At 68.6% G+C, this 23,981-nt stretch carries 17 protein-coding genes and 1 tRNA gene; 8 read left to right on the top strand and 10 right to left on the bottom strand.

Annotated elements, in window-relative coordinates; genetic code table 11:
- Window positions 1-15: 15 nt before the first annotated feature.
- Complete coding sequence (locus ACZCLJ_RS02965; protein WP_463105410.1) at window positions 16-1,143, top strand: sensor histidine kinase; 1,128 nt, start codon at window positions 16-18, stop codon at window positions 1,141-1,143.
- Complete coding sequence (locus tag ACZCLJ_RS02960) at window positions 1,140-1,790, top strand: response regulator (protein ID WP_463105409.1); 651 nt, start codon at window positions 1,140-1,142, stop codon at window positions 1,788-1,790. Before ACZCLJ_RS02965 ends, ACZCLJ_RS02960 begins: the two co-directional genes overlap by 4 nt.
- Before the next feature lie 124 nt (window positions 1,791-1,914).
- On the opposite strand, the gene ACZCLJ_RS02955 is transcribed toward ACZCLJ_RS02960, so the two are convergent.
- The 5 genes from ACZCLJ_RS02955 to ACZCLJ_RS02935 form a co-directional block, all read right to left on the bottom strand.
- On the bottom strand, window positions 1,915-8,109 hold the full coding sequence (locus ACZCLJ_RS02955) for a GH92 family glycosyl hydrolase (RefSeq protein WP_463105408.1): 6,195 nt from the start codon (window positions 8,107-8,109) through the stop codon (window positions 1,915-1,917).
- A 125-nt stretch (window positions 8,110-8,234) separates the two neighbouring features.
- Window positions 8,235-9,227: a glutaminase A gene (gene glsA / locus ACZCLJ_RS02950; protein ID WP_463105407.1), complete on the bottom strand. Its 993-nt coding sequence runs from the start codon at window positions 9,225-9,227 to the stop codon at window positions 8,235-8,237.
- A gap of 76 nt (window positions 9,228-9,303) precedes the next feature.
- On the bottom strand, window positions 9,304-10,089 hold the full coding sequence (locus tag ACZCLJ_RS02945) for an SCO1664 family protein (RefSeq protein WP_463105406.1): 786 nt from the start codon (window positions 10,087-10,089) through the stop codon (window positions 9,304-9,306).
- Complete coding sequence (locus ACZCLJ_RS02940; protein ID WP_463105405.1) at window positions 10,086-10,637, bottom strand: DUF3090 domain-containing protein; 552 nt, start codon at window positions 10,635-10,637, stop codon at window positions 10,086-10,088. The genes ACZCLJ_RS02945 and ACZCLJ_RS02940 overlap by 4 nt, the downstream gene beginning before the upstream one ends.
- 77 nt (window positions 10,638-10,714) lie before the next feature.
- On the bottom strand, window positions 10,715-11,452 hold the full coding sequence (locus tag ACZCLJ_RS02935) for a histidine phosphatase family protein (protein WP_463105404.1): 738 nt from the start codon (window positions 11,450-11,452) through the stop codon (window positions 10,715-10,717).
- 526 nt (window positions 11,453-11,978) lie between these two features.
- On the opposite strand from ACZCLJ_RS02935, the gene ACZCLJ_RS02930 reads away from it, so the two are divergent.
- The 5 genes from ACZCLJ_RS02930 (at window position 11,979) to ACZCLJ_RS02910 (ending at window position 19,053) form a co-directional block, all read left to right on the top strand.
- Window positions 11,979-12,791 carry a DNA adenine methylase gene (locus tag ACZCLJ_RS02930; protein ID WP_463105403.1) on the top strand — a complete coding sequence of 271 codons (813 nt, stop codon included), beginning with the start codon at window positions 11,979-11,981 and terminating at the stop codon, window positions 12,789-12,791.
- Window positions 12,712-13,968 (top strand): metallophosphoesterase family protein, encoded by a 1,257-nt coding sequence (locus ACZCLJ_RS02925; RefSeq protein ID WP_463105402.1) that lies wholly within the window; start codon window positions 12,712-12,714, stop codon window positions 13,966-13,968. The genes ACZCLJ_RS02930 and ACZCLJ_RS02925 overlap by 80 nt, the downstream gene beginning before the upstream one ends.
- Window positions 13,965-15,797, top strand: coding sequence for an ORC-CDC6 family AAA ATPase (locus ACZCLJ_RS02920; RefSeq protein WP_463105401.1), 1,833 nt, complete (start codon window positions 13,965-13,967; stop codon window positions 15,795-15,797). The genes ACZCLJ_RS02925 and ACZCLJ_RS02920 overlap by 4 nt, the downstream gene beginning before the upstream one ends.
- A gap of 13 nt (window positions 15,798-15,810) precedes the next feature.
- A complete protein-coding gene (locus tag ACZCLJ_RS02915) occupies window positions 15,811-16,707 on the top strand; it encodes a hypothetical protein (RefSeq protein WP_463105400.1) in 897 nt (298 codons plus the stop codon).
- 1,110 nt (window positions 16,708-17,817) lie between these two features.
- The gene (locus ACZCLJ_RS02910) at window positions 17,818-19,053 is read left to right on the top strand and encodes an integrase core domain-containing protein (RefSeq protein WP_463105399.1); all 1,236 of its coding nucleotides are present in this window, start codon (window positions 17,818-17,820) and stop codon (window positions 19,051-19,053) included.
- 36 nt (window positions 19,054-19,089) lie between these two features.
- On the opposite strand, the gene ACZCLJ_RS02905 is transcribed toward ACZCLJ_RS02910, so the two are convergent.
- The 5 genes from ACZCLJ_RS02905 to ACZCLJ_RS02885 all read right to left on the bottom strand — a co-directional run bounded on the left by ACZCLJ_RS02905 (window position 19,090) and on the right by ACZCLJ_RS02885 (window position 22,630).
- Window positions 19,090-19,163: transfer RNA gene (locus ACZCLJ_RS02905), tRNA-Pro, on the bottom strand.
- Between the two features lie 83 nt (window positions 19,164-19,246).
- Window positions 19,247-20,614, bottom strand: a complete 1,368-nt coding sequence (locus ACZCLJ_RS02900) for an MFS transporter (protein ID WP_463105398.1) — start codon at window positions 20,612-20,614, stop codon at window positions 19,247-19,249.
- Complete coding sequence (locus ACZCLJ_RS02895; protein ID WP_463105397.1) at window positions 20,611-21,255, bottom strand: GntR family transcriptional regulator; 645 nt, start codon at window positions 21,253-21,255, stop codon at window positions 20,611-20,613. The genes ACZCLJ_RS02900 and ACZCLJ_RS02895 overlap by 4 nt, the downstream gene beginning before the upstream one ends.
- Window positions 21,256-21,509: 254 nt before the next feature.
- On the bottom strand, window positions 21,510-22,004 hold the full coding sequence (locus ACZCLJ_RS02890; RefSeq protein WP_463105396.1) for a hypothetical protein: 495 nt from the start codon (window positions 22,002-22,004) through the stop codon (window positions 21,510-21,512).
- 92 nt (window positions 22,005-22,096) lie between these two features.
- Window positions 22,097-22,630, bottom strand: coding sequence for a putative immunity protein (locus ACZCLJ_RS02885; RefSeq protein ID WP_463105395.1), 534 nt, complete (start codon window positions 22,628-22,630; stop codon window positions 22,097-22,099).
- Between the two features lie 35 nt (window positions 22,631-22,665).
- Here ACZCLJ_RS02885 and ACZCLJ_RS02880 point away from each other — a divergent pair, with 35 nt between their 5' ends.
- Complete coding sequence (locus tag ACZCLJ_RS02880; protein ID WP_463105394.1) at window positions 22,666-23,661, top strand: hypothetical protein; 996 nt, start codon at window positions 22,666-22,668, stop codon at window positions 23,659-23,661.
- The last annotated feature ends 320 nt before the right edge of the window (window positions 23,662-23,981 follow it).

The raw sequence follows: 23,981 nt of genomic DNA, 5'->3' as shown, positions 1-23,981 counted from the left end.
GCTAGCATGCCGAGCGTGCGACGCCGGCTGCGGGACCTCCTCGGACGTCCGGCGGCGCCCGGTGACCGCGGACCGAGGGCACGGGACGCCGTGCTCGTCGTCGTCCTGGCCGGTGTGGCGGTCCTGGAGAGCGTCCTGCGCGCCGACCTCGACTGGCCGGTGGCGTCGGCGCTCGTGGCGGTCGCCCTCGTGGCGACCCTGCCGTGGCGGCGCAGCCGCCCGCTGCTCGTCGTCGCGCTCACGACCCTCGTCGGCGCCGGGTTCCAGGTCGCCCAGGCGGCCGCCGGCACCGGGCCCGACGGGCTCGCGACGATGCTCGCGGTCCTCCTCGCGCCGTACGCCCTGTTCCGCTGGGGGTCGGGCCGCGACCGGGTGCTCGGCGGCGCCGTGCTCGCGGGCAGCCTGGTCGTGTCCGTGGCGCTCGGCGGCGAGGGCGTCCAGGGCGCGGTCGCGGGGGTCGCGCTCGTCGGTGGCGCGTGCCTCGTGGGGGCGTTCCGGCGTGAGCGGGCCGCGGCCCGCGCGAGCCAGCTCGACGCTGTCCGTGCCGCGGAGCGGGAGTCGCTCGCCCGCGACCTGCACGACACGGTCGCGCACCACGTCTCGGCCATCGCGATCCGCGCGCAGGTGGCGGCGACGGATCCCGACGACGCGTCCCGGGTCTCCGCGTCGCTGGACGTCATCGAGCGCGAGGCGCAGGCCGTGCTCACCGACATGCGCTCGCTCGTCCGCCAGCTCCGCGCGCCGGCCGGTCTCGAGCCGTCGCCCGGCCTGGCGGAGCTGGCGTCCCTCACCGATCCCGGCCCGCCCAGCGTGCGCGTGCGCCTCGACGACGCCGCGAGCCCGCCCGACATCGTCGCGTCGAGCCTCTTCCGCATCGCGCAGGAGGCGGTCACCAACGCGCGGCGGCATGCCCGCGGTGCCACCACGATCGACGTGACGCTCACCGCCGACGCCGACGCGGTAGAGCTCGTCGTCCACGACGACGGTGCGGGCGCCCGGACCCTGCCGGGGACAGGGCACGGGCACGGGCTGCAGGGGATCTCCGAACGCGCGACGCTCCTCGGCGGCGAGGTCGTGGCGGGCCCCGATCCCGACGGCGGATGGACGGTCCGCGCCCGGCTCCCGCAGCGGGGTGACGCATGATCCGCGTCCTCGTCGCGGACGACCAGGAACCGGTGCGCACCGGTCTGCGGATGCTGCTCGACGCGCAGCCCGGGATCGAGGTGGTCGGCGAGGCCTCCGACGGCGCGGCCGCGGTGGAGCTCGCGCGGGAGGTGCGGCCCGACGTCGCGCTGCTCGACATCCGGATGCCTCGCCTCGACGGCATCGAGGCGACCGCGCTGCTCGCCGGACCGGACGTCCCCGACCCCCTCGCCGTCGTCGTCATCACCACGTTCGACCTCGACGAGTACGTCTACGGCGCGCTGCGTGCCGGCGCGAAGGGTTTCCTGCTCAAGGGTGCGAGCCCGCACCTCATCGCCGAGGCGCTGCACGCCGCCGCGAGCGGCGACGCGCTGATCTCCCCGCGCGTCACGACACGGCTGCTGGCCGAGTTCGCGCGCCCGTCGCGGCGGCCCCGTCAGCCCGTGGCACCGCTGAGCGAGCGCGAGGAGCAGGTGCTCGCGCTGCTCGCGTCCGGCCTGACCAACGACGAGATCGGCGCCCGCCTCTACCTCTCGCGCGGCACGATCAAGACCCACGTCGGGGGCGTCCTCACCAAGCTGGGGGTGCGCAACCGCGTCGAGGCGGCGATGTGGGCCTACGAGTCGGGCCGTCACCCGCGTGAGTAGTCTGCTCGGACCCGAGCACGGTCCGACGATGACGGTGGACACCGAGGCTGCCGCGCTCTGACCTCTGCGCCCGGTCGGGGTCGGCGGGTCCTGGACCCACCGACCCCGACCGGCGCGCGCGGCGTCAGCAGGTCCGCGCGGGGTACGCCACCTCCTGCGTCGCACGCTGGCCACCGCCGGCCGGCACCGCCGTGACGGTGACGCTGCCCGCCTCGACGATCTTCGCGCGGGCGGAGAACGACTGGTAGCCGTTCTTGCCCGCGGCGACCCCGGAGAAGGTCTTCGTGCCGAACGGCGTCGTGACGCCGACGTCGAGCGCTCCGGTGCCGACGTTCGTCGCCCGCACCGCGACGTAGGCCGTCCCGGCGACGCACCGGGTCTGGACGTCCACGCGGACCTCCGGAGCCTGCGGCGTCGCGGCGATGAGCGCGCTCAACGCGCTGGCCTGGGCCCGCCAGTCGAAGACGTTCGGGTGCTCGGCGGACTCGCCGCCGGCCCAGCGCACGCCGAGCCGGTCGCCCGCGGCCCGGTCCTGCGACCAGATGGTCGCCGCCTGCCGGTCCACGAACTCCTGGTACTCCTCCGAGCCCGTCGTGTCGTTGAGGTCCATGAAGTAGCGCATGAACACGCCCTTGAACTGCTTGCCGTTGTCGTCGCACGTGCGGTCGAGCGCGTCGCAGCTCTCGGTCAGCACGCCGTCGACGACGAGCGCGTCCGAGGCCAGGGCCGCGTCCGCGAGGCGCTGGGCGGTCTCGAGCGGCTCCGCGTCACCGGTCGCACGGTGGAGCTCCAGGCCGGCGCCGATGGCGAGGCCCTGGTTGTAGCTCCACACGGTGCCGCCGTTGTTGCGGCAGTCCGCCGTGAGGCCGTCGTTGACCAGGCCGTCGGCGGTGATCATGCCGCTCGCGGTGAGCCAGTCCCACCCGGTCTGCGAGCGCTCGAGCCACGTCGTGTCCCCGTCGATGCGGTTGTGGAGCTCGGCCGCGAGCCGGACGTACAGGCCGTTCGTCACGGCGTTCTTGTAGGTCCGCTCCGCGTCCCACCACACGCCGCCGCCGCACGTGCTCTCGTCCCAGTAGCCGTGGACGTAGTCGGCGATCGTGACCCCCATGTCGAGGTACTTCTGGTCCCCGGTCAGGTCGTACGCCGCGACCCAGGTGAGGCCCCACCAGGCGGCGTCGTCGATCGCGCGGCTCGTGAAGTTGCCCAGCAGCTCGTCGCCCGACATCTCGCCCGCCGGGAACGGCGCCTTGTTCCGCTCGAACGTCCGGTCCACCTGCTGCAGGTAGCTCAGGTCGCCCGTGCGGCTCATGTAGTCGATGACGGTGTTCGTCGCGACGGCGGAGTTCCACCAGCTCGACGGCCACCAGGCCTTCTCGGGGTCGTAGTCGCTCATGAGGGTGCTCACCGCGCTCGCGGCGCGCTGCGCCGCGGGCGGGTTCTCGACGAGCGCGGTCACGAGCGGCAGCAGCACCTCGCGCGCGTGGTCGCTCACCTCGGCCGGAGCGGCGTCGGCGACGGTGCTGCGCAGGGTGGCGAGCGTCGCGGCCAGCGCGTCGGCGTGCGCGCCGTCGAGCTGCTCCTGGGCGGTGCCGACCAGGTCGAGGAGCGCCTGCGCGGTCGCGTCGGCGACGTCACCGCTGCGCTGCAGAGCCCCGACCTGGGCACGGATCTCGTCCAGGCCGGTGCTCGCGGAGAGCCACTGCGACAGGAGCAGCGTGAGCTCGGCCCGCGTCCCGTCGTCGAGCTCCGAGGCGACCGTGGTGTCGACCGCCGCGCGCAGCGCGCGGAGCTGCGCGACGACGCCCGCGGCGTCGTGCGTGTCCTCGGCCCCCTGCGCCGCGTCGACGATCGCCCCGAGCCGCTCCGCGGTGCCCGCCGGGATGCGGCCGGCGTCGAGAGCGGCGTCGATCGCGTCGGCGAGCTCGCCGACCTTCGGGGTGTGCGCGAGAAGCTCGACCTCCGAGAGCGTCGCCGCCCCGCCGGTCGACGCCGTGACGTGGAGCCGGTAGTAGCGGTACACGCCCGGGTCGGCGATCGAGAACGCGCGCGTCTCACGACGGTTCGCGAACGACTGGTCCGTGCGCTCGTCGAGCGTCGTCCAGGTCTGCCCGTCCGTCGAGCCCTCGAGCGTCCACGCCGTGGGGTCCGCGCCGTCGGCCGCGGCCGACGTGAGCGTGTACATCCGCGCCCGCGCCGTGGTGCCCGTGAGCTCGTACGTCACCGGCGACGAGCCGATCGCGAGCTCGGTCGAGGAGGTGTCGTCGAACAGCACTGCGCCGTCCGCACCCTCGTCGCTCGTCGTGGCCTTCCCGGACCGCGCGACGTCGGCGAGCGGGTCGGGCAGGTCGTCGCCCTGCGTGATCGACGGCGGGGCGTCGTCCGCCCCGGTGCCCCACGCGGACGGCGTCGGGCCCATGTCGAACACGATCGTGCCGCCGTCGGCGAGCTGGTCGTGCGTGAGGTGGGTGGCCGACTGCTCGACGCCGTTCACCGTGACGCCCTGCACGTAGATGTTCTCCGCGCTGTTCTCCGGCGCGTCGATCACCAGGTCCTTGCCGTTCTCGAGGTGGATCGTCGCCTGCGTGAACAGCGGCGACCCGATGACGTACGACGGGCTGCCCATCTGCAGCGGGTAGAAGCCGAGCGCGCTGAACAGCCACCACGCCGACATCTCGCCGTTGTCCTCGTCGCCCGGGTATCCCTGGCCGATGTCGTTGCCCGTGAACGAGCGGGCCATCGCGGTCCGCACGGTCTCGGCCGTCTTCGAGGGCTCGCCCGCGAACGCGTACATGTACGGGATGTGGTGCGCGACCTGGTTGCTCAGGCCCCACTGGCCCTGGCGGATCGCCTTGGCCTCGCGCATCTCGTGGATCACGCCGCCGTACGAGCCGGGCTTGGACGCCGTCTCGGGCGTGGCGAAGAACTCGTCGAGCTTTGCGCCGAGCGCGTCCGTGCCGCCGTACAGGTTCGCGAGGCCCCGGCCGTCCTGGACCGCGTGGAACGCGAAGTTCCAGCCGTCGGTCTCGGTGAACTCGTTGCCCCAGACCTCGGGGTCGAAGTCCGCCGCGGACTGGCTCCACGAGCCGTCCTCCTCGCGTCCGCGCAGGAAGCCCGTGGCCGGGTCGAACAGCGTCGCGTAGTTCAGCGCCCGGTTCAGGTAGTACTCGTAGTTGTCGGCGTACTCCTGGTGGCGCGGGTCGTCCTCGCCGCTCGTGTCGAGCAGCTTCTTCGACATCGTCGCGATGCCGTAGTCGTTGAGGTAGTCCTCGAGCGACCACGACGCGCTCTCGTGCGTCGACGTCGGGGTGTAGCCGAGGAACGTGGCGGGGTCCAGGCCCTTGCGGCCCACGCTCGCGCTCGGCGGCGCTGTCGAGGCGTTCTTCAGCGCGGCGTCGTACGCGCCCTGCACGTCGATGCCGGGGACGTCCTTGAGGTAGGCGTCGGCGAACGCGACGTCCGAGCTCGTGCCCGTCATGCTGTCCGCGTAGCCGGGCGCGGACCAGCGCGAGATCCAGCCGCCGTCGTCGTACTGCTGGACGAACCCGTTGACCATCTCCCCCGCCTCGCTCGGGTAGAGCAGCGAGTAGGCCGGCCAGGCGGTGCGGTAGGTGTCCCAGAAGCCGTTGTTGACGAAGACCTTGCCGTCCTCGATGCGCGCGCCGGTCGTCGTCGCCGTCGTGCCCTCGGGCGCGGGGTCGCCGGACGCGGAGAACTGCACGACGTGCCGGTAGACCGGGTCCGCCGCCGTGCCCGTGTTCTCGTAGCCCGAGTTCGGGTAGAGGTTCAGCCGGTACAGGTTCGAGTAGAGGGAGGTCAGCGCGTCGTGGTCCGCGCCCTCGACCTCGATGACGTCGAGCGCGTCGTCCCACAGGTCCTGCGCGCGGTCCTTCACCGTGTCGAAGGTGTCGTCCGCGGCGATCTCCAGGTCCAGGTTGTGCTGCGCCTGCTCGACGCTCATCAGCGACGTCGCGAGGCGCAGGGTCACGACCTTGTCGTCGGACGTGTCGAACGTCAGATAGCCCGTGACGTCGCCGCCACCACCGCCCGTGAGCTTCCCGCTGGCGGTGACGGGCCGGTCGACCTCGCCGTAGACGAACATGCGCGTCATGCCGGCAGAGCTGCCCGGCGTGCTGACGTCGGTGTAGCCGGAGACGACGCCGTCCTCGGCGTCGAGGGTGAGCCCGCCGTCGTCGTTGACGTTGTCGAAGATCAGGTTCGACTCGTCACCGGTGAACGTGAACCGGAGCATCGCCGCGTGGTCGGTGGGCGCGATCTCGGTGCGCATGCCGTTGTCGAACGTCACGCCGTAGTAGTGCGCGCGGGCGACCTCGGCGTCGTGGTCGAAGGTCAGCGCGCGCCGCGACCGGTTCGCGTCCGGCGTCCCGGTCGACGGCATCACCTGGAACGTCTGCCGGTCGCCCATCCACGGGCTCGGCTCGTGGCTCAGCGAGAACGCCTGGATCGACGGGCGGTTCTGCTCGTCGTTGCCCTTCTGGTACTGGTAGAGCCAGCGGTTCGTGCCCGCGTCCGTGGCGGGCGTCCAGAAGTTGAAGCCGTGCGGCACGGCGGTCGCGGGGATGTTGTTCCCCCGGGAGAAGTCGCCGCTGGAGTTCGTGCCGCGCGTGGTGACGACGTAGTCGGACGGGCGCTGCGCCGTCGGCTCCTCGGGGTCACCGGTGACCTCGACGTCGTCGATCCAGCCGCTGAAATCCGCCGGCCCGGCCAGGTTGTCGTAACCGACGAGGATCCGGTCGATCGTCCGTCCCGCCGCGACGTCGCCGATGCGCGACACCACGGAGTTCCACTCGTTGACGTAGAGCGCCTTGCCGTCGCCCTGGCCCTGCGGGCTCAGGCCGAAGCCGCGGGAGTCGACGGCGGCGAGCTCGCTCAGGTACGTGCCGTCCGTGAACGCGAGGTCGACGGCGGCGTACGTGCTCGCGTAGGCGAGGTCGTTCTCCGACGCCTCGGGGAAGATCATGTACGACAGCTCGGTGTCCTCGCCGACGGGCACGTCGACGTCCAGCACCTTGTCGTAGGCGAAACCGCGTCCGTCCGCCGTCTGGCTCCCGGCGTAGTGCAGCGCCCCCGTGCCCGTCCAGCCGACCTCCGACCGCGAGTTGTACGCCGCGCTCGGGCCGGACCCGACCTCAGCGGTCATGTTCGTGGCCGCGAGCGCCTCGGTCGCGAGCTGTAGCTCCGCGAGCTGGGTGCCGTCGCTGCCGCTGTTGGACGTGATGTCGAGCCGGTAGAAGCGGTATTCCCCGGGCGTCGCGACGGTGTACCCGCGCGTCTGGAACCGCTCCGAGAACGTCTGGTTGCCGCGCGTGTCCAGCGTGGTCCAGGTCGTCCCGTCCGTGGATCCCTCGAGCGTCCAGGCTCGCGGATCGCGGCCCGGCGCGTCGTTCGCGGACGACAGCGCGTACGCCTTGACCGTCGTCGCCGCGTCGATCTCGTAGGTGATCCGCGCGGTGCGCGCGCCCGCGAGCCACTTGGTCGCGACGTCGCCGTCGGCGAGCTTGTCCGCCGACTCGTTCGGCGGGTTCTCGTTGTTGGCCGTGACCTTCACGACCCGGTCGGTGACGTCGCCCGGGAAGTCGACCGTCCCGGGGGTCAGACGGCGGACCGACGTGCCGGAGATCACCGCGTCCACGGCCGCGGCGTCGTGCGTGCGGATCTGGAACTGCGGCGTTCCGCCGCCCGAGGCGGGGCGCGCGAAGTCGACGGTGACGGTCCGCGGCTCGTCCGTCAGCGTCACGTACTCGCCGCCGACGTCGGAGCCACCGCTGTAGACGTTGAGGAACACCTTGCCCGACCCCGTCAGCGTCGCCTGGGCGCGCATCGTGACGCCGCGCTCGAGCGTCGGCAGGGGCACCTGCACCCACGTCTCGCCCGCCGCCTCCATCGCCCAGTGCTGGGCGGGGTCGCCGTCGGGGGCCGTCGCGTCCTCGAGCGTGCCGGGCACCGAGCCCACGCCGTTCTGGAACGGGCCCTCCCACGCGAGCTCGTCCGTCGCGCCGCCGAGCGCGTCGTCGCCGCTGGGCGTGCTCGGGCTGCGCTCGAGCACGGAGGTGCCGACGACGCCGTCGACCCGCGGGCCTCCGGGGCCTGCCTCCGGCGTGCTCGTCCAGTCGAGCGGCTGGTCACCGGACTCGAAGGACGTCGAGAAGTCGCCGGGGTCGGCGGGGGCCGCGTGCGCGGCGACCGACCCGGCGACGAGCGTCGTGCCGCTAAGCAGCAGGCTCAGGGCGACGGTCGCGGCGGTCGCCCGGCCGGCGTTCTCGCGGAGGACGGGTGGGTGCGTTCTGTGAAGCGACATCGATGTCCTTCGGTGGGGCGGGCGACGGTGCTCGCGGGTATGACAGCGCTGACACTTGGACAGTGCCAGACGATCGGAGGGGCGTCAAGACGTGGGCCGCGACGGCGGCGCGCGTCGACCCCGGCCTACGAGGCGCCGGAGGGTGGCCGCGACGCGAAGACGTCGAGGCCCAGCGAGCGCGACAGGTGCGCGCAGGCCTTGCGACCGCGGACCGAGTTCCCGGCGTCGTCGAGCCGCGGCGAGAAGGCTCCGACCGCTCCCTTGCCCGGGGAGATCATGACGATGCCGCCGGAGATGCCGCTCTTGGCCGGCGCGCCGACCTCGAACAGCCACTCGCCCGACCGCTCGTACATCCCCGTCGCCGTAAGGACGCTGACCGTGTCGCGCGCGATGGACGGGTCGACGACCTGGTCACCGGTCAGCGGGTTCATCCCTCCGCTCGCCAGCGTGGCGCCCATGACCGCGAGGTCGCGCGCGTCGACGAGCAGCGCGCACTGCCGGGTGTACGTGTCGACGACGCCGAGCGCGTCACCGCTCAGCCGCCCATGCCCCTCGAGGAGCAGGGCGAGGCCCTCGTTGCGCTGGTTCTCGCGGGACTCCGAGCGGTACACGGCCTCGTCGAGCTCGAGGTCGCGCCCGGCGAACCGCGACAGCCCGCGCTGGACGAAGTCCCACCGCTCGGCGCGCGTGCCCCCCGGCACGAGCCCGGTCGCCGCGATCGCCCCGGCGTTGACCATGGGGTTCATGGGATGACCCTCGTTGTGCTCGATCGCGAGGACCGAGTCGAACGGGACGCCCGTGTTGTCGACGCCCACGCGCTCCAGCACCGCGTCGTGGCCGATCTCCTGGCACACCAGCGCGTACACGAAGGCCTTCGAGATGGACTGGATCGAGAACCGGTGCCTCGCGTCGCCGCGCGTGTGCTCGGCCCCGCCGCTCTCCACGAGCGCGACGCCGAAGAGGTCCGGCTCGACGTCGGCGAGCGCCGGGACGCCCTCGATGATCTCGCCCTCGTCGAGGTCGCGGAAGCGCTCGTAGGCCTCGTCGAGGACGGCCTCGATGAGGTCGCGTCCTGGGAGGGATCCGGTCGAGACCGTGTGCTGCGCGTCGTGACTCATCCTCAGCGACGGTACCGGTGGAGCGCGGTGCCCGCGCGGCCCCGCTCCCCGGGGCGGGCGGCCCGCGGGCAACCGCCTAGAACAGCGGCCACGGGACGGGCGGCATGCCCGCCTCCGGGCGCGGGAAGCGCGCCGTGCGGAGCAGCCGGTCGCAACGAGCGGCGAGGGCGGACACCTCGTCGTCGGACAGCATCCCGCCCAGCCGACGACCGAGGTCGCCGTCGAGGTCTGTGCCGAGGTCCGCCCGGAGCCGCGTGACGCCGTCCAGCTCGTCGGCGTCGAGGCTCGCCCCGACCCAGCCCCACAGCACGGTCCGCAGCTTCGGCTCGACGTGGAACGTCACGCCGTGGTCGACGCCGAGGCGTCGCCCGTCCGGGAGGGGTAGGACGTGGCCACCCTTGCGGTCGGCGTTGTTCACCACCGCGTCGAACACGGCCATGCGCCGTAGCGCCGCGGAGTCCTCGTGCACGAGGGCCACCGGCCGGTCGTCCTCGTCGACGCCCTCCAGCACCGCACGCACGCCGTCCGCGGGCACCTCGTCGGTCGGCACGACGTCGACCGGAGACTGCGTCCCGTCCATCTCCTGCCAGAGCTGCACCATGCCCGGACCCATCGGCCCGTCGCGCAGCCACGTGCGCGGCACGATCCCCCAGCCGAGCGCCTCCGAGACGAGGTACGCGGCGACCTCCCGGCCGGCCAGGGTGCCGTCCGGGAAATCCCACAGCGGGTTCTCCCCCGCGATCGGCTTGTAGACGACGTCGACGTCACCGATCCGGGCACGGAACGTCGCGTTCGAGGCGACGCGGATGCGTCCGACGATCTCGAGCGACGCCTCGTCGAGATCGACGTGCGGCGACGTCACGCCTCGTCGGGCAGCGCGCACTCGTGCCCGTCGGCGTCCATCGGCTGACCGCACCGGGGGCAGAGGGGGCGGCCGGAGCGCACGACGACGCGGGTGCGCTGGGCGAACGCGCGCGCCGTCCCGACGGGCATCTTGACCAGCAGCACCTCGGCCGGCTCGGGCTCGTCGCCGTCCTCGTCCTGCTCGGGGTCGCCCTCCACGAGCGGGTACGCCTCGACGACGACCTGCGCCGTGCGGGGGTCCCAGCTCAGCCGCATGGATCCGGCGCGAAACTCCTCCTCGACCGGCTGGTCGAGGGGGTCGTTGTCAATGAGTTCCGCGGGCACGTCGGCAGGGATGGTGTACCGGTTGTCCGGGTCCGCCATCAGCTCGTCGAGCAGCCGCTGGATCGTCTCGGCGAGGACGGCCGACTGCTCCTTCTCGAGAGCGACGCTGGCCGTCCGGGTGCCCGAGCGGGCCTGGAGGTAGAAGGTGCGGGACCCGGGCATCCCGACGGTCCCGACGACGACGCGGTCGGGCCAGTCGAACTCATGGACGAGAGTGGGCATGCGTCCACTCTACGAGCGCACGCGCCCCCCGTCAGGACAGCTTCCGGTCGTTGGTCACGGCGGCTGGAGGGTGCTCGTCAGGACGCCCGCGGGTCGCTGAGGTCACTTGGGACGCTCGGGTCGTCGGGCTGTCCCGGACCCGCGCCTCCCCCGACCGGTGCGTCGCCGACCGGCGCGACCGTGCGCAGCCACGAAAGGTCCCCGGCGTCGGTGTTGACGGCCACCACTTCCGGCCGGTGCTTCCCGTACCGCACGATCGAGATCGATGCCGGGCCGACGACGATGCGCTGGAACAGGTCCAGATGCATCCCCAACGCGTCCGCGAGCACGGACTTGATCACGTCACCGTGCGAGACGGCCGCCCAGACGGCGTCGGCTCCGTACTTCGCTTCCACCTCCGTATCGTGCCGCCGGATGGCGGCGACACTGCGGGCCTGCATCTCAGCGAGCGACTCGCCGCCCGGGAACGCGGCCGCTGACGGGTGAGTCTGCACGACCGACCACAGCGGCTCCTTGGCCAGGTCCTTCAGTGCGCGCCCCTGCCACTGCCCGTAGTCGCACTCGGTGATGCCGCGCTCGGTCACTTGCTCCGGCGTACCCGCCTGCTGCTCAAGCATGACGCGGGCGGTTTGTCGACACCGTTCCAGCGGGCTGGTCACCACGCGCGCCAACGGCACGCCAGCCATGCGCTCGGCCGCTCGACTCGCCTGGGCGCGCCCCATGGGGTCCAGCCGGACTCCGCCCGCGCGACCGGCGAGGATCCCACCAGCGTTCGCGGTGGTGCGGCCATGGCGGACGAGGACGACCGTTGGCATGCAGTGAGCCTAAGGCTTCCTGGTACGAATCGATCACGCCGGCCCACCTGGCGCGGACCCGCTGGACGAACCCGCGTCAGATGAACATGAGACCACTTCAGCGGGCCACAACGGATTCGACCGCGACAGGTGTGAACACTAGGGAACCTCAGCATCCCCTTGAGGCGCCATTTCGCGAAAGCGTGACGTCCCGAACTTCCGCAACACCTACGGCGGACGCAGGGACGAACGAGCACGATCACGACGCTGGACAGGGCACCTCGTTACCCGTGGTGGCCTACGCGGCAGCTCACCCTCTACTGCAGATCGTCCCCACACACCCCAGGGTGGACGAGTAGGTCGTTCACAGTCGCTCAGCCCGCCAGGGCGAAGCGTGAAGCCAGACTGGTGCAAATTCACCCGGAGCTCTTGCGACTGATAGCCGGGCTCGACACGCAACGGTGTATCGTGCGTCTAACCGTGACGCGCGCACCCGCTCACCTGGCTGCCGCATCAGACCTCATTGGCCCTAACTTTGGAGTCGCAGGTGCTCAACTCGCCGCTGCGGTGGGCAGGCAGCAAGAGGAGCCTGCTCCCGACGATCCGCGAGCGCATTCCTAATCGCTTCGATCGCTACATCGAACCATTTATGGGCTCCGCGTGTGTCTACTTCGACATCGAGCCGAGTAATGCGATCCTATCCGACCTCAACCCCGAGCTCGTCAACTTCTTCGAGACACTGCGCGACAATCCGACCAGGCTTGCAACCGCGTTTGCCAAGTTTGACCGTAACGGCGAAGACTACTACCCACTGCGCGAACTCGACTCCTCCGATCTAGACCCCATCCAAAGCGCCGCGCGATTTCTATACCTGAACCGTTTCGCGTTCAATGCAATCTACCGAACAAATCGAAATGGCAAATTCAACGTCCCGAGGGGGCAGAGAACGGGAAGCCTTCCTACCCTCCCAGAACTCACCTCAGCGGCCAACGCTCTCAAGGGCACCACAATACGAAATGCTGACTACCTATCCGTGACAGCGTCGGCGAGTAAAACAGACTTTGTGTACCTAGATCCGCCGTACCGCAACACGAGCCGGAAGACGTTTGGCGAATACGGGTACGGAACGTTTGGCTCAGACGAAGACGTGATGCGACTCGGGAAAGAACTGCTTCGTTTGACAGATCTGGGCACACGCGTACTGCTTTCGTTCAATGACGAACCGACACTACTAGAGCCACTCGAAGGTTGGAGAATCACCCGCATCTCACGAAGACGAAATGTCGCTGCATCCGCAGCGGCTCGCACTGACCTTGCTGGTGAGATTCTCGCCGACAACTATGGAGTTGTCGGTGCTTAGGCTTGCAGTCATCAGCGACATTCACGCATACTCCCGAGACCATCTCGAGCCGAACGAGCCGAGACCGTCATTCGTCGAAATCTCTGATCCAGACTCGCCAACGCGAAACCCGTTTGCCGCCCTGCGAGAACTGGTTGCGAGCGAGAACATTCAAGCCGACGTTCTCGTATCCGGCGGAGACATGGGAGACAAGGCCACGCCGGCGGCAACGGCTTATGCTTGGAACCAGATACAGCAAGTGCAGCGTCAATTGCAGGCACCCCTACTGATCGCCGCGACCGGCAACCATGACATGGATTCGCGAGCAATAAATAGTTATGATGCCAAGGGAGTCCTGCAGGAACTGCCTGACTATCCTTTTGCTGACAATGTGCTTAACAACGAATACTGGGCCAATAACGTCGTTGTGCAAACACACGATAAGTTCCGATGGGCGCTACTGAACAGTAGCGCATATCACGGTTATCAAGATGAATGGAAACACGGTCGAGTTTCCCCGCGAACGCGTGAGTATCTTGCGCGGCGGCTAGAGGAGACTAGCGATCCAGGACTCAATGTCCTCATAACGCACCATCATGTCCATCGCGTGGGCAGCAACGACCTGGACGACAACAGCGAAATGCGCGAAGCCTCAGCCGTACTTGAGCTCCTAAGCTCCAATCAGCACGGCAGCTGGCTTGTTATCCACGGTCACCGACACTTTCCCAAGATTGGCTACGCTGGTGGGAGCAGGGGTGCGCCGCTCGTTTTCTCCGCAGGGAGCTTCTCCGCCGTGCTCTGGGACGAAATCCAGGGGGAGGCACGAAACCAGTTCTACGTGTTGGAGTTGGACGAAGACGTGGAACCCGGGTATCCAATAAGAGGTCGATTCCACGCGTGGGACTGGCTTCCCGAGCGCGGATTCCAGAGAGCCATGGAGCGCTCAGGATTGCCTGGCTACGGAGGGTTCGGAAGTGCGCTTACGGGTGCACAGTTGGCAACACGTGTGCATGAACAATGCAGCACTCAAGAAGCTGGCTTCATAATGTGGGACGAAATCGTCAAAGCTGTCCCCGACATCTCATTTGCTATGCCTGACGACTTCGCGGCGTTTGAGAAAGCGCTAAACGATCGATACTCGCTGCACCTACTAAGGCTCGAAGGACGTCCGTACCAGGTCGGAAGGGTGTCTCAGTGATTAATTCAGAGCCAGACTTTTTCGCGGCTGCGAACGCGCGCTTCAGGTCCCCAAAACTGGTGGCGCAGACCTTTGTCCCTCCACCGCAGTTCTCCATCTTAACGCGGTCATCCCACACCGTGGTAGTGGGACCGCGCGGTAGCGGGAAGACAACGCTTCTGAAGATGCTGACACCTGAGGCCCTGGAAACGGCCTCGAGCGAGCGCCGTTTCCGGATGGCCCAAGGTCTTGGGTTTACGGGGGTGTTCATACCCGCGGACATTGCGTGGAGTCGGCAGTGGAGCACATTCTCCCGGATTGGTGTTGCTCCCGAAGTCTCCATGCGGTTGTTTGAGGCTTCCTTTACGGCCTCGGTGCTGCGCAACTTTGTTTCAGCACTGAACGAGCGGCTTCACCGCGATATTCCAGAGACCTGGCTGAACGTCCAACGCGTTGAGGTAGGCGGCGCCAAGGAAACACAGCTTGTGAAGGCACTAGCTGACGTGTGGCAACTTCAACTTCGCGTACCAAGTCTCCTGGGGCTGAAGGCAGCAGCGTCCGAACGCATCGTTCACATTGGTCGCCTAGCGTCCAAAGTACGCGCGGAAACCGTTCTGAGCGATCTGGGTGACCTTACGACAGACACGGAGATTGTCCCGCAACTCACGTTGGCATTGGACACGCTCGAGGCGATCATCCCCGAACTCCGCGGCGAGAAATGGTGCCTGATGTTCGACGAGCTCGAACTCGCGCCTCCGGAGGTACGGCGCTCACTCGTCTCTTCGATGCGCTCCGTAGACGAGCGGCTCATTTTCAAGTTGGCCATCAGTCCGTACAGCGCCGATCTGTCAGATCTCGTTTCGGCGGTCGCGGCGATGCCTGGTCATGATCATGACGAAATCTGGCTAAGCTATGGACACAAAGCGGACGCCGCGGATTTCAGTTTTGCATTGATGCGCCAAGTAATTCGTGAGCGACTGGGCCAAGAAGCCAACGTTCATTCAGTGCTCGGGGAAGGACTATTCCCAGATGAGGGTCCCGAAGGTCGCTCAGCAAGTGACTCCACACGTAAGGCACAGGAGGAACTGGTCCGCGACCTCTACGAGACTGACGCCAGTTTCCGCAAGTATGTGGACGCAACCGTCGGAGGATTAGAGAAGCTTCTTGGATCCACGGGTCAACATCGTGCGCAGTACCTCAGAAAGATTTTGCCCTTGGTTATTGTACGAGTCGCGTTCCGCACACCAGATGGATCCCGCGCTGCATCGTCACGACGGTACCGAGGCCGAAAGAACCCGCAGGTCTATGCCGGGACCGCTGCCGTATCGGCCGTGCTCGAGGGCAATCCCCGTTGGATCATCGGGGTCATGAACTCGTTCCTCGACGCCGGTCGCGGACGCGTAGCCGATGCTATTCAGGCGAGCGAGATCGCAAAGACACGAAATCGTTTCCGCTCGCTACTATCGACTATTCCGGTGTCACAGACATCGTCGGACACTAGGCGTGGGCTCTTACCCTTGTTGGATGCGATTGGCGACACCTTCCGAAAGAATATCGTTGCCGATGACTTCACCACAGACCCGGTTGGCACCTTTCTCGTGGACGCAAGCGCGTCGACCGCATTGCTCGAAGCTCTCGGAAGCGCATTGAACACTGGTGCCATTGTTTACGTGCCTGACACGAGCAGTAGCGGTCTTCTGACTTCTCTACGCGGAAAACGCTTCAGGCTTAGTTATATGCTCGCAACTGGCTATCAATTGCCACTTCGCTTAGAACGACCGGGGTCTCTACGGTCCGTACTGACCCGCACTGCCGCTCGCGAGCAACTGGAGTTGTTCGATGTCGACTGATGCCCTTGTACGCGTGAACAGCTACACCGCTGCCGACAGATTTGACGTATTGATTGTGGCGCTGGGCTATGAAGCGCGGAGCCTTCATGTCGCTCAGCACTTCGCCCAGCGCGCGGAACGTCTGGTAGCGCTCTCGTTTACTTCACGGGGAGTTCTGAGCTACGACGCAAATAGGAAGAAATTGCAGGATCTAGGCGCGGAAATCGTGCCTATTGAGCGTGACTTCGGTGTCCAGGTAATCGATATAATCGGTTCGCTGGGTAGAGCCCCGGCCCGCGTCGGTATCGACATATCGAGTGTAACGAAGTTCCACCTTGCCGAACTGGTAGACGCTCTATTCAGTGGCAAGCTACGGAGCGCGAAGGTCGACTTTCTCTACGCGCCCGCGAAGAGTGATGGATGGGAGGTATCCGGCGGGCCGATTCGAATCGCGGAGCCTATCCACCCAGCCTTCGCGACTTGGTCTGACGACCCATCGGTCCCGCTCACTGGAATCTTCGGCGTTGGCGTTGAGAAGAGTCTCGCACTTGGCATTGCGGAGTATCTTGATGTTTCACGCGTCCACGCATTTGTTCCGGTGAGCGATGATCAAGGTTTCGATGCCTTGAATGCACAGGCTAACGAGGAATTTTTTCTGACCAACTACATGGTCGCAACGGCGGAGTACTCGCTGTCGCAACCCTTCGATCTTTTCACCCGACTCGAAGCGCTGATATACGGTCTGGGCAACGAGACGCGAATCGCGCTTGTGCCTCTCGGTCCGAAACTGTTCGCGCTTTGCGCACTCCTCGCGACTCGTGTTTCCGGACGCGCAGCGACGGTTTGGCGGTTTTCCTCACTTTCCGCTGAAAGCGCGGTTGAGCGGCTCGCGGCAGGGCCGATTTCTTCCATCCGTCTTGACGTAGCATGACGTTTCCCCTGTTCATTTTGGTTGGCAGCACCTGGCGCTAAGGTTGCCATCGCAGTTTAGAGCCCCATGCCGGTCCAAATGAATCGCGTGGGTAGTAACAACTGACCACTGAGCTGCCAGGATCGCATTTCGATGCTGGGTGTTCGGCTCTCGCTCAGACCGTATTGGCGGCTGCCCGTATGGAGCGCGCGCTATCCGGAGCCAACAGGGCAACGTGCGTTTCGAATCAGGGCCCGCCATCCGGTTGCCATTCTTGATATGCAGCCGCTTTGAAGAATCGCGACAATCTTGCGCGCTTGTTCGCAGCCACTACGGACTATCACAGGGATGGGTCACCAGGCTGCTGGCCCGTTACTGCCACGAAGGCGTCTGAACCCCGTTCACGCCGCCCACGCACAACTGCGCACGCCACCCCCGACACCGTGGTCGAGTTCATCCTGGCTCTGCGCAAGGCGCTGACCGAGCAAGGCCTGGACGCCGACGCCTAGGCCGACGCCCAGGCCGACGCCGACGCCATCGTCTGGCACCTTGCCCACCACCACGGCACCCCGCTCTCGCGCGCGACGGTCCAGCGCATCCTGGCCCGCGCCGGCGGCATCACCACGAGCCAAGGAAGTGACGCAAGTCCTTCTACCTCCGCTTCGAGGCCGACCAACCGAACGAGTGCTGGTTGTCCGACTTCACCAACTACCGACGCGCCCGTCCCGACGGCACGCCAGCCGCCGACTTCGGGATCATCACCTGGTTCGACGACGCGTCCCGCTAGATGCGGCAGTCTGCGCCGGAACCTACGTCCTGCTCCTGGTCCACGACCTCGACATCCGCATCATCGACCGTGGCACCGGCGAGGTCCTGCGCGAGCTCACCCTCGACCCCGCACGTGACTACCAGCGCGCCGGCCGACCAGCCGGGCCCACCCCCAAACGACGAATGGCCGGACCTACGAGAACGTAGGTCCGGCCATTCTGACGTCCTGAGACATCACACCGGTCGGGCTGACAGTGTCCTGGCTCAACACATCCCGGACAGGTGTCTCAAGACATCCCGGACAGCATGTCTCACGACATCGCCGACACACCTAGGGGGTGTTCCTCGCCGTGATGATCGGTCATGTCCAAGGTCCGGCTGGTCATCACCGCAGTCACCGTCGAGCACCGCCCCGTCACGCAGGTCGCTCGCGAGTACGACGTCTCGCGCTCGTGGATCTACGAGCTCCTCGCCCGCCACCGTGCCGAGGGCGACGCCGCGTTCGCACAGCGCTCGCGCCGCCCGCACACCTCACCGCGCGCGACGCCGGCACCGGTGGTCGAGCTCGTCCTGGCCCTGCGCAAGGCGCTGACCGGCCAGGGCCTGGACGCCGGCGCCGACACCATCACCTGGCACCTCGCCCACCACCACGACACCCGGCTCTCGCGCGCGACGGTCCACCGCATCCTTGCCCGCGCCGGCGCCGTGACCCCCGAGCCGAGGAAGCGCCCCAAGTCCTCCTACCTGCGCTTCGAAGCCGAGCAACCGAACGAGTGCTGGCAGTCCGACTTCACGCACTACCGCCTCACCCGCCCGCACGGCACGCCCGGCGCCGACGTCGAGATCATCACCTGGCCAGGCGACCACTCCCGCTACGTCCTGCACGTCAGCGCCCACCGCGCGATCACCGCCCAGATCGTCGTGGACACCTTCCGCCACGCCGCCGACCAGCACGGCCACCCCGCCTCGACCCTGACCGACAACGGCCTGGTCTACACCGTGCGCCTGACCAGCCACCGATACCGCGGCGGACGCACCGCGCTCGAGCACGAGCTACGCGCCCACGGCATCGTCCAGAAGAACGGGCGACCCAACCACCCCACCACCCAGGGCAAGGTCGAACGGTTCCAGGCCACGATGAAGAAATGGCTGCGCGCCCAAGACGCACAACCCCGCACGACCGCCGAGCTGCAGCACCTCATCGACACCTTCGCCGACCACTACAACCACCACCGCCCCCACCGATCCCTACCGCACCGCCAGACCCCGGCCACCGCCTACACCGCCAGACCCAAGACCGGCCCCGGCACCGACCGGACCACCGACACCCACGACCGCATCCGCGAAGACCGCGTCTCCAACACCGGCACCGTCACCCTGCGCCACGCCAGCCGCCTGCACCACATCGGCATCGGCCGCACCTACGCCGGAACCTACGTCCTGCTCCTGGTCCACGACCTCGACATCCGCATCATCGACCGCGCCACCGGCGAGACCCTGCGCGAGCTCACCCTCGACCCCGCACGCGACTACCAGCCCACCAGCCGACCACCCGGGCCTACCCCGAAACGACGAAAGGCCGGACCTACGAAAACGTAGGTCCGGCCATTCCGATGTCCTGAGACATCACACCGGTCGGGCTGACAGGATTTGAACCTGCGACCCCCTGACCCCCAGTCAGGTGCGCTACCAAGCTGCGCCACAGCCCGTGGCTCGTCCACGGGGCCGAGTCCATATGGAACGTACTACTCCATATGGAACACGGATTGGACCCCGTGAAGCCTCGGATACTCTACCCCATCCGCGATGCCTCCAGTGCACCGTTTGCCCCGGTCGTGGCTCTACCTCCGGTCACGTTGCCGGGCTCCAGCACGGCACGCCGCTCCCCCGTCGGCAGGTGCGCCCGCCACGCGCACGCGACGACCACCAGGCACGACGCTGCGATGACGAGCCCGCCGAGGAACATCTGCGCGTACGTCCACCGCACCGACAGCGCTGCGAGCGCCACCGGCACGCAGAACCCGACGTACGTCAGCGAGTAGTACACGGCGGTCAGCCCGGCAAGGTCGTCGGGCGTCGCGATGCGCTGCACCTCGCTGAGCCCAGCGACGAGCGCGAGCCCGTACCCGGCGCCGAGCACCATGGCGGCGACGAGCGCCGTCGGCAGGTCGAGCCGCGCGCTGGCGAGGGCGCCGAGCCCCATGCCGACCACGACGATCGACATCGCCACGACCGACGCCCGAGCGCTGTGCCGAGTGTCGATGAGCCGACCGAGCACCTGGATCCCGACGCCGCACCCGAGCCCCAGCACCGTCATGAGCCCGGAGAACGCGATGGGTGCGCTGCCCGCGCTGGCGGAGACCAGACCGGGCAGCACCGCGTACGCGCTGCCCGCGCACCCGAACACCCAGGGCGCCACCGGCACGACGACGCGCAGGAACCGCCGGTGCGCGACGGCCGGGACGCGCAGGTCGTCGACCAGACGTCCCCGCTCCGCACTCTCAGGACCAGCCCCCGCGCCGATGCGCGTCTCGGGGACGCGCAGCACCCACACGCCCGCCACGACGGCGAGCGTCGCGTGCAGGAGGTAGGCGGCGTGCGTCGGCCAGGGCGCCCACTGCGCAAGCACCGCGGCGACGCCGGCTCCGACGAGGAACCCCAGCGTGAGGGCGAGGCCCGCGCGCCGGGCGCCGGACCCGCCGTCGGGCACGCCGGACTGCTGCGCCGCGGCGTCGCTGAGCTCCTTGACCCACGTGGTGCCGACGGCCATGACGAGCCCGAGCGCCACCCCGCACAGGACGCGCCCGGTGGCGAGCAACGCGGCCGACGACTCCCCCGCCGCGAGGACGAGCGACCCGACGAGCGCGACCGGCGCGGCGGGCAGGAGCAGAGGTCGGCGCCCGTACCGGTCGGACAGCGGACCGCCGAGCAGCAGCGCCGGCACGATGCCGAGCACGTACGCGGCGAGCAGCGCGTCGACGGTCACCGCCGAGAAGTGCCCCACCTCCCGGTACATGACGAGCAGCGGCGTGAACTCGTTGCCGCCCCACGCGACGACGGCCATGACCAGGGCGACAGGCAGCCAGGCCCGGTGCCCGACGCGCGGAGCCGTCCCGGTCTGCCGGCTCACCTCGGTCGGGGCGTCGGTCGCGCGGCTCACAGGCCGGTCCGCGCGTCGTCGAGGTGGCGCTGGATGCGGCGCTTGTAGGTGCGGGTGTCACGGGCCTCGAGCGCGTCGACGAGAGCGCGGTGCCCGGCGACGAACGTCGCGGCGCGGCTCTCGTCCCAGCGGACGCTGTGCGCGACCATGCGCTGCTGACGTTCGCGCAGGCTCGTGTGGAAGGCCGTGAGGAGGTCGTTCCCACCGGCGGCGACGATCTCGGCGTGGAACCGCGCGTCGAGGGTGGCGTACTCGGCGACGTCGCGGGCGGCGACAGCGGCCTCCTGCGCGATGACGAGGTCGCGCAGTAGGGCGACCAACGCGGTGAGCTCGCTCTCCGGGAGGCGCGCGACGCCGAGCGCCGCGTGGGTCTCGATAAGCAGCCGCGCGTCGAGGACGTCGTCCACCTCGCCCGGCGCGATCGGCACGACGAGCGCCCCACGCTTCGGGTAAAGGCGCAGCAGACCCTCGGCCTCGAGCCGCAGGAACGCCTCCCGCACCGGCGTGCGGCTCACGCCGAGCTGCTCGGCGATCTCGCCCTCGCTCGTCATCGACCCGCCGGGCAGGCTCCCGTCGAGGACGTGCCGCTTGACGTGACGATAGGCCTGCTCGGTGGCAGAGCCGCTGGTGGTGCGTGGCATAGATACATGATGCATCCATGTCGTCGATGACATGAGCCCTTCGGGCGCGTCCGGCACATGACTCTCGCCACAGGCCACTCGTGAAGACGTGTTGGTAGGCCTCCGCCCTTACATACAGTTTCTCGGAAACTGTAAGTAAGGCGACCGCAGCTCGGGTTCCTCGAGCCGATCCGTCTGGTCCTCCGGTGGGCACGCCGCGGGTCGATCGTGCCGAACTGCCTCCCCGTCGCCCTGACGGCGCCCTTGCTCCCCTGTCAGCGGCCGCCGCGCCGACGTCGCCACCACGTCACGCGGCGACGACTTCTCACGTCATCACCGCCGAGACCAAGGTGGTAGACGTGATGCTGGATCGACGGCTCGTGGACGAGAAGGAAGTCCACGACCGTCCAGAACTCGTCGATCCTCGGATGCGCCAGAGCTTCGTCTCGCGTGAGCTTGTGGCCCCAGAACCAGGCGTCGCCGTAGCACTGCGCAGCGTGGACAGCCGACGCTGCGGGCTCGGACGAGCCCTCGATCGGCCCGACGCGGCAGCCGAAGGAGACGTGTGACGACGTCCGTCGTTCGCCGAAGTCACCCAGCGCGACGTCGATCCGGGCCTCCTGGCCGTCATGATCGCGCAGAGCCGTCTTCGCCATGCCGTACGGCTCACCATCACGAAGGACGAACGTCGTCACCAGCAGATTGGGGCGCCCGCACTCTGGACAAGACCGCTCACTGACGTCGCTTTCGCCATCTAGTTCCAGCACCATGGGCGCGAGAGTAGGCATCCCGCCGAGGATCCAACGCCGCTCGCAGAGCGAGACGTTCGGACATGAGAAGACCGCTCCGCTGGACCGCAGCCTCAGCGGCGCAAGGAGGCGTCGAGCATCCGGAGGAGCTCGCCGACGCGCCCGCCGCCCTCAGGAGCCGCCGGGTACCGGCGCAGCACAGCGACGACGAGTTCCGGCGCACTCGCGTGCGCGCGGTCCACCCACTCGTCCCCGACCCCACGGTCATCGCCCGCTGCGCGCTCCGCCGCACGGGCCGCGTACGCCGCGGAGCCGAGGATGTGCTTCACCTGGGTCGCCTGGGCGAGAGGATGCAGGAAGGCAGCAGCGGCCGCGTGGCCCGCCGCCCGCGCGGCCTCAGCGGCAGCAGGCGTCGCGGCCTCCTTGGCCGCCGCGAGCGCGGCGAAAGCAGCCCTCCGGAGCGCGCTGGTCCGCTTGCCACCCTCGGCGAACGAGAGCGCCGTGTCGATCGCCTCCCGCGGTCGCGGGTCGTCGGGATGCTCAGTCGTGAAGAACGGAATCGCCGTCGTCGCGCACCTCGCCGCGTAGCCGGTGACCGCGCGGATCTCGTCCAGGCTGAGGTCGACGTGCGGCAGCGAGCTGGTCATGCGCGCCATCCTGCCCGTCTGGGATGCTGACGGCCATGGACGACCGATTCCGTACCTGGCCTCGCCTCGGGACGGGCGAGATCGACCCCGAGGTGCTGGCTGCGCCCGGCGGCCCACTTGCTGGGCTCCTCGCAGACCTGGGCGTCGACTGCGCGACCGCGCCCGGGGCCCCGGGCGACGGGTGGCGCGTCCTCAGCGACCGGAGGGGCGTGACCGTGGTCGGTGCTCCGACGCGGTCCGATGGGTCCGCGTGGCGCGTCGGAGCAGTCTCCGCGGCCGATACCGACGGTCGACGACGCTGGACCTTCCACGACGAGGAGATGACGGTGAGACCGAGCAGGGCGGAGCTCGGTCGTGGTCTGCGTCTCCGGTGGCCGGACGCCGTCAGGAACGCTCCGGACCTCGACCTGCTCGCGATCGACGTCGTGAACACGGGTGAGGACACCTGGGCCTTGAAAGACGACAGCGCCTTCGTCGCGATCGGCGCCCTACGCCCCGTCACAGACGAGGATGCACCCGACGTGCCGTTCGCGTACGGGTACTTCCGCGGAGGTCGTCCCGCCGTTCCCCTGCTCCCGGGTGAGTATGCGCGACTACCCGTCGCCATGTCCCCGGCAACGAGCGACGTCGAGCGGCCCGGTCCTCATCACGTCGTGGCACTGCTGCCGGAGCTCGGGCTCACCGTCGATCATCCGCTCGAGGTGACCCTCACCGCGGAGCAGGTCGCGCGCCGTCGACCAGCCGGGCGCCGTCAGACAGATGACGCGGAGCTTCGACTCCGACTCGCGGAGGCCGTCGCGATGCTCGGTGCCCGGCAGTCGCTGCACCAGGTGGTCGACGCCGTACTTGCTGCCCCGTCCGACGACGTGGCGATCGCGCGTATCAGCGCCCTGACAGACTGCGATCCCGAACTTGCTCGCCGCCTCTATGGCACGCCGTTGCGGCACTTCCGATCCCAGGCGGAGCTCGCCGAGAACGTGGCAGCACGTCAGCGCGACGTCGAGCAGGCCGATAGTCGTTCGGCACCCTAGGGCGCGTCTTCCAATCAGGCTGACCTGGTCCGCCGCCGGATGTACATTCACTTCTGAGCCCGCCCAAGGCGCGCCTACCCCCGGTAAGGGCGCGTCCAGCCTGCAGTTGGTGAGGGTGGCTGCCCGTTCGAGCCGGGCCGGGTCCGAGAGGGGCCCTCGCGCTGCAGGCGCGATGGGCCTCTCGCCCGCCATCGGGGGCGAGCAAGCTGATCTCCTCCACTCAACATCCGCCTAGCCATGGGCGACCGAGTGCCTCCTGGGTTAGGAGACACGGCGATCTAGGGCACACTTTCGTCGCCGTCTACCCCACCGAGAGGCAC

It is taken from the genome of Cellulosimicrobium sp. So1_17 (assembly GCF_055181235.1).
This window is presented reverse-complemented; position numbering and strand designations above follow the sequence as displayed.

Coding starts and splice junctions, on each gene's coding strand:
- ACZCLJ_RS02955 (WP_463105408.1), bottom strand. CDS start 8,109: ATGTCGCTTCACAGAACGCACCCACCCGTCCTCCGCGAGAACGCCGGC.
- ACZCLJ_RS02910 (WP_463105399.1), top strand. CDS start 17,818: ATGTCCAAGGTCCGGCTGGTCATCACCGCAGTCACCGTCGAGCACCGC.
- ACZCLJ_RS02880 (WP_463105394.1), top strand. CDS start 22,666: ATGGACGACCGATTCCGTACCTGGCCTCGCCTCGGGACGGGCGAGATC.
- ACZCLJ_RS02960 (WP_463105409.1), top strand. CDS start 1,140: ATGATCCGCGTCCTCGTCGCGGACGACCAGGAACCGGTGCGCACCGGT.
- ACZCLJ_RS02925 (WP_463105402.1), top strand. CDS start 12,712: ATGTCGCTGCATCCGCAGCGGCTCGCACTGACCTTGCTGGTGAGATTC.
- ACZCLJ_RS02895 (WP_463105397.1), bottom strand. CDS start 21,255: ATGCCACGCACCACCAGCGGCTCTGCCACCGAGCAGGCCTATCGTCAC.
- ACZCLJ_RS02890 (WP_463105396.1), bottom strand. CDS start 22,004: ATGGTGCTGGAACTAGATGGCGAAAGCGACGTCAGTGAGCGGTCTTGT.
- ACZCLJ_RS02935 (WP_463105404.1), bottom strand. CDS start 11,452: ATGCCAACGGTCGTCCTCGTCCGCCATGGCCGCACCACCGCGAACGCT.
- ACZCLJ_RS02885 (WP_463105395.1), bottom strand. CDS start 22,630: ATGACCAGCTCGCTGCCGCACGTCGACCTCAGCCTGGACGAGATCCGC.
- ACZCLJ_RS02940 (WP_463105405.1), bottom strand. CDS start 10,637: ATGCCCACTCTCGTCCATGAGTTCGACTGGCCCGACCGCGTCGTCGTC.
- glsA (WP_463105407.1), bottom strand. CDS start 9,227: ATGAGTCACGACGCGCAGCACACGGTCTCGACCGGATCCCTCCCAGGA.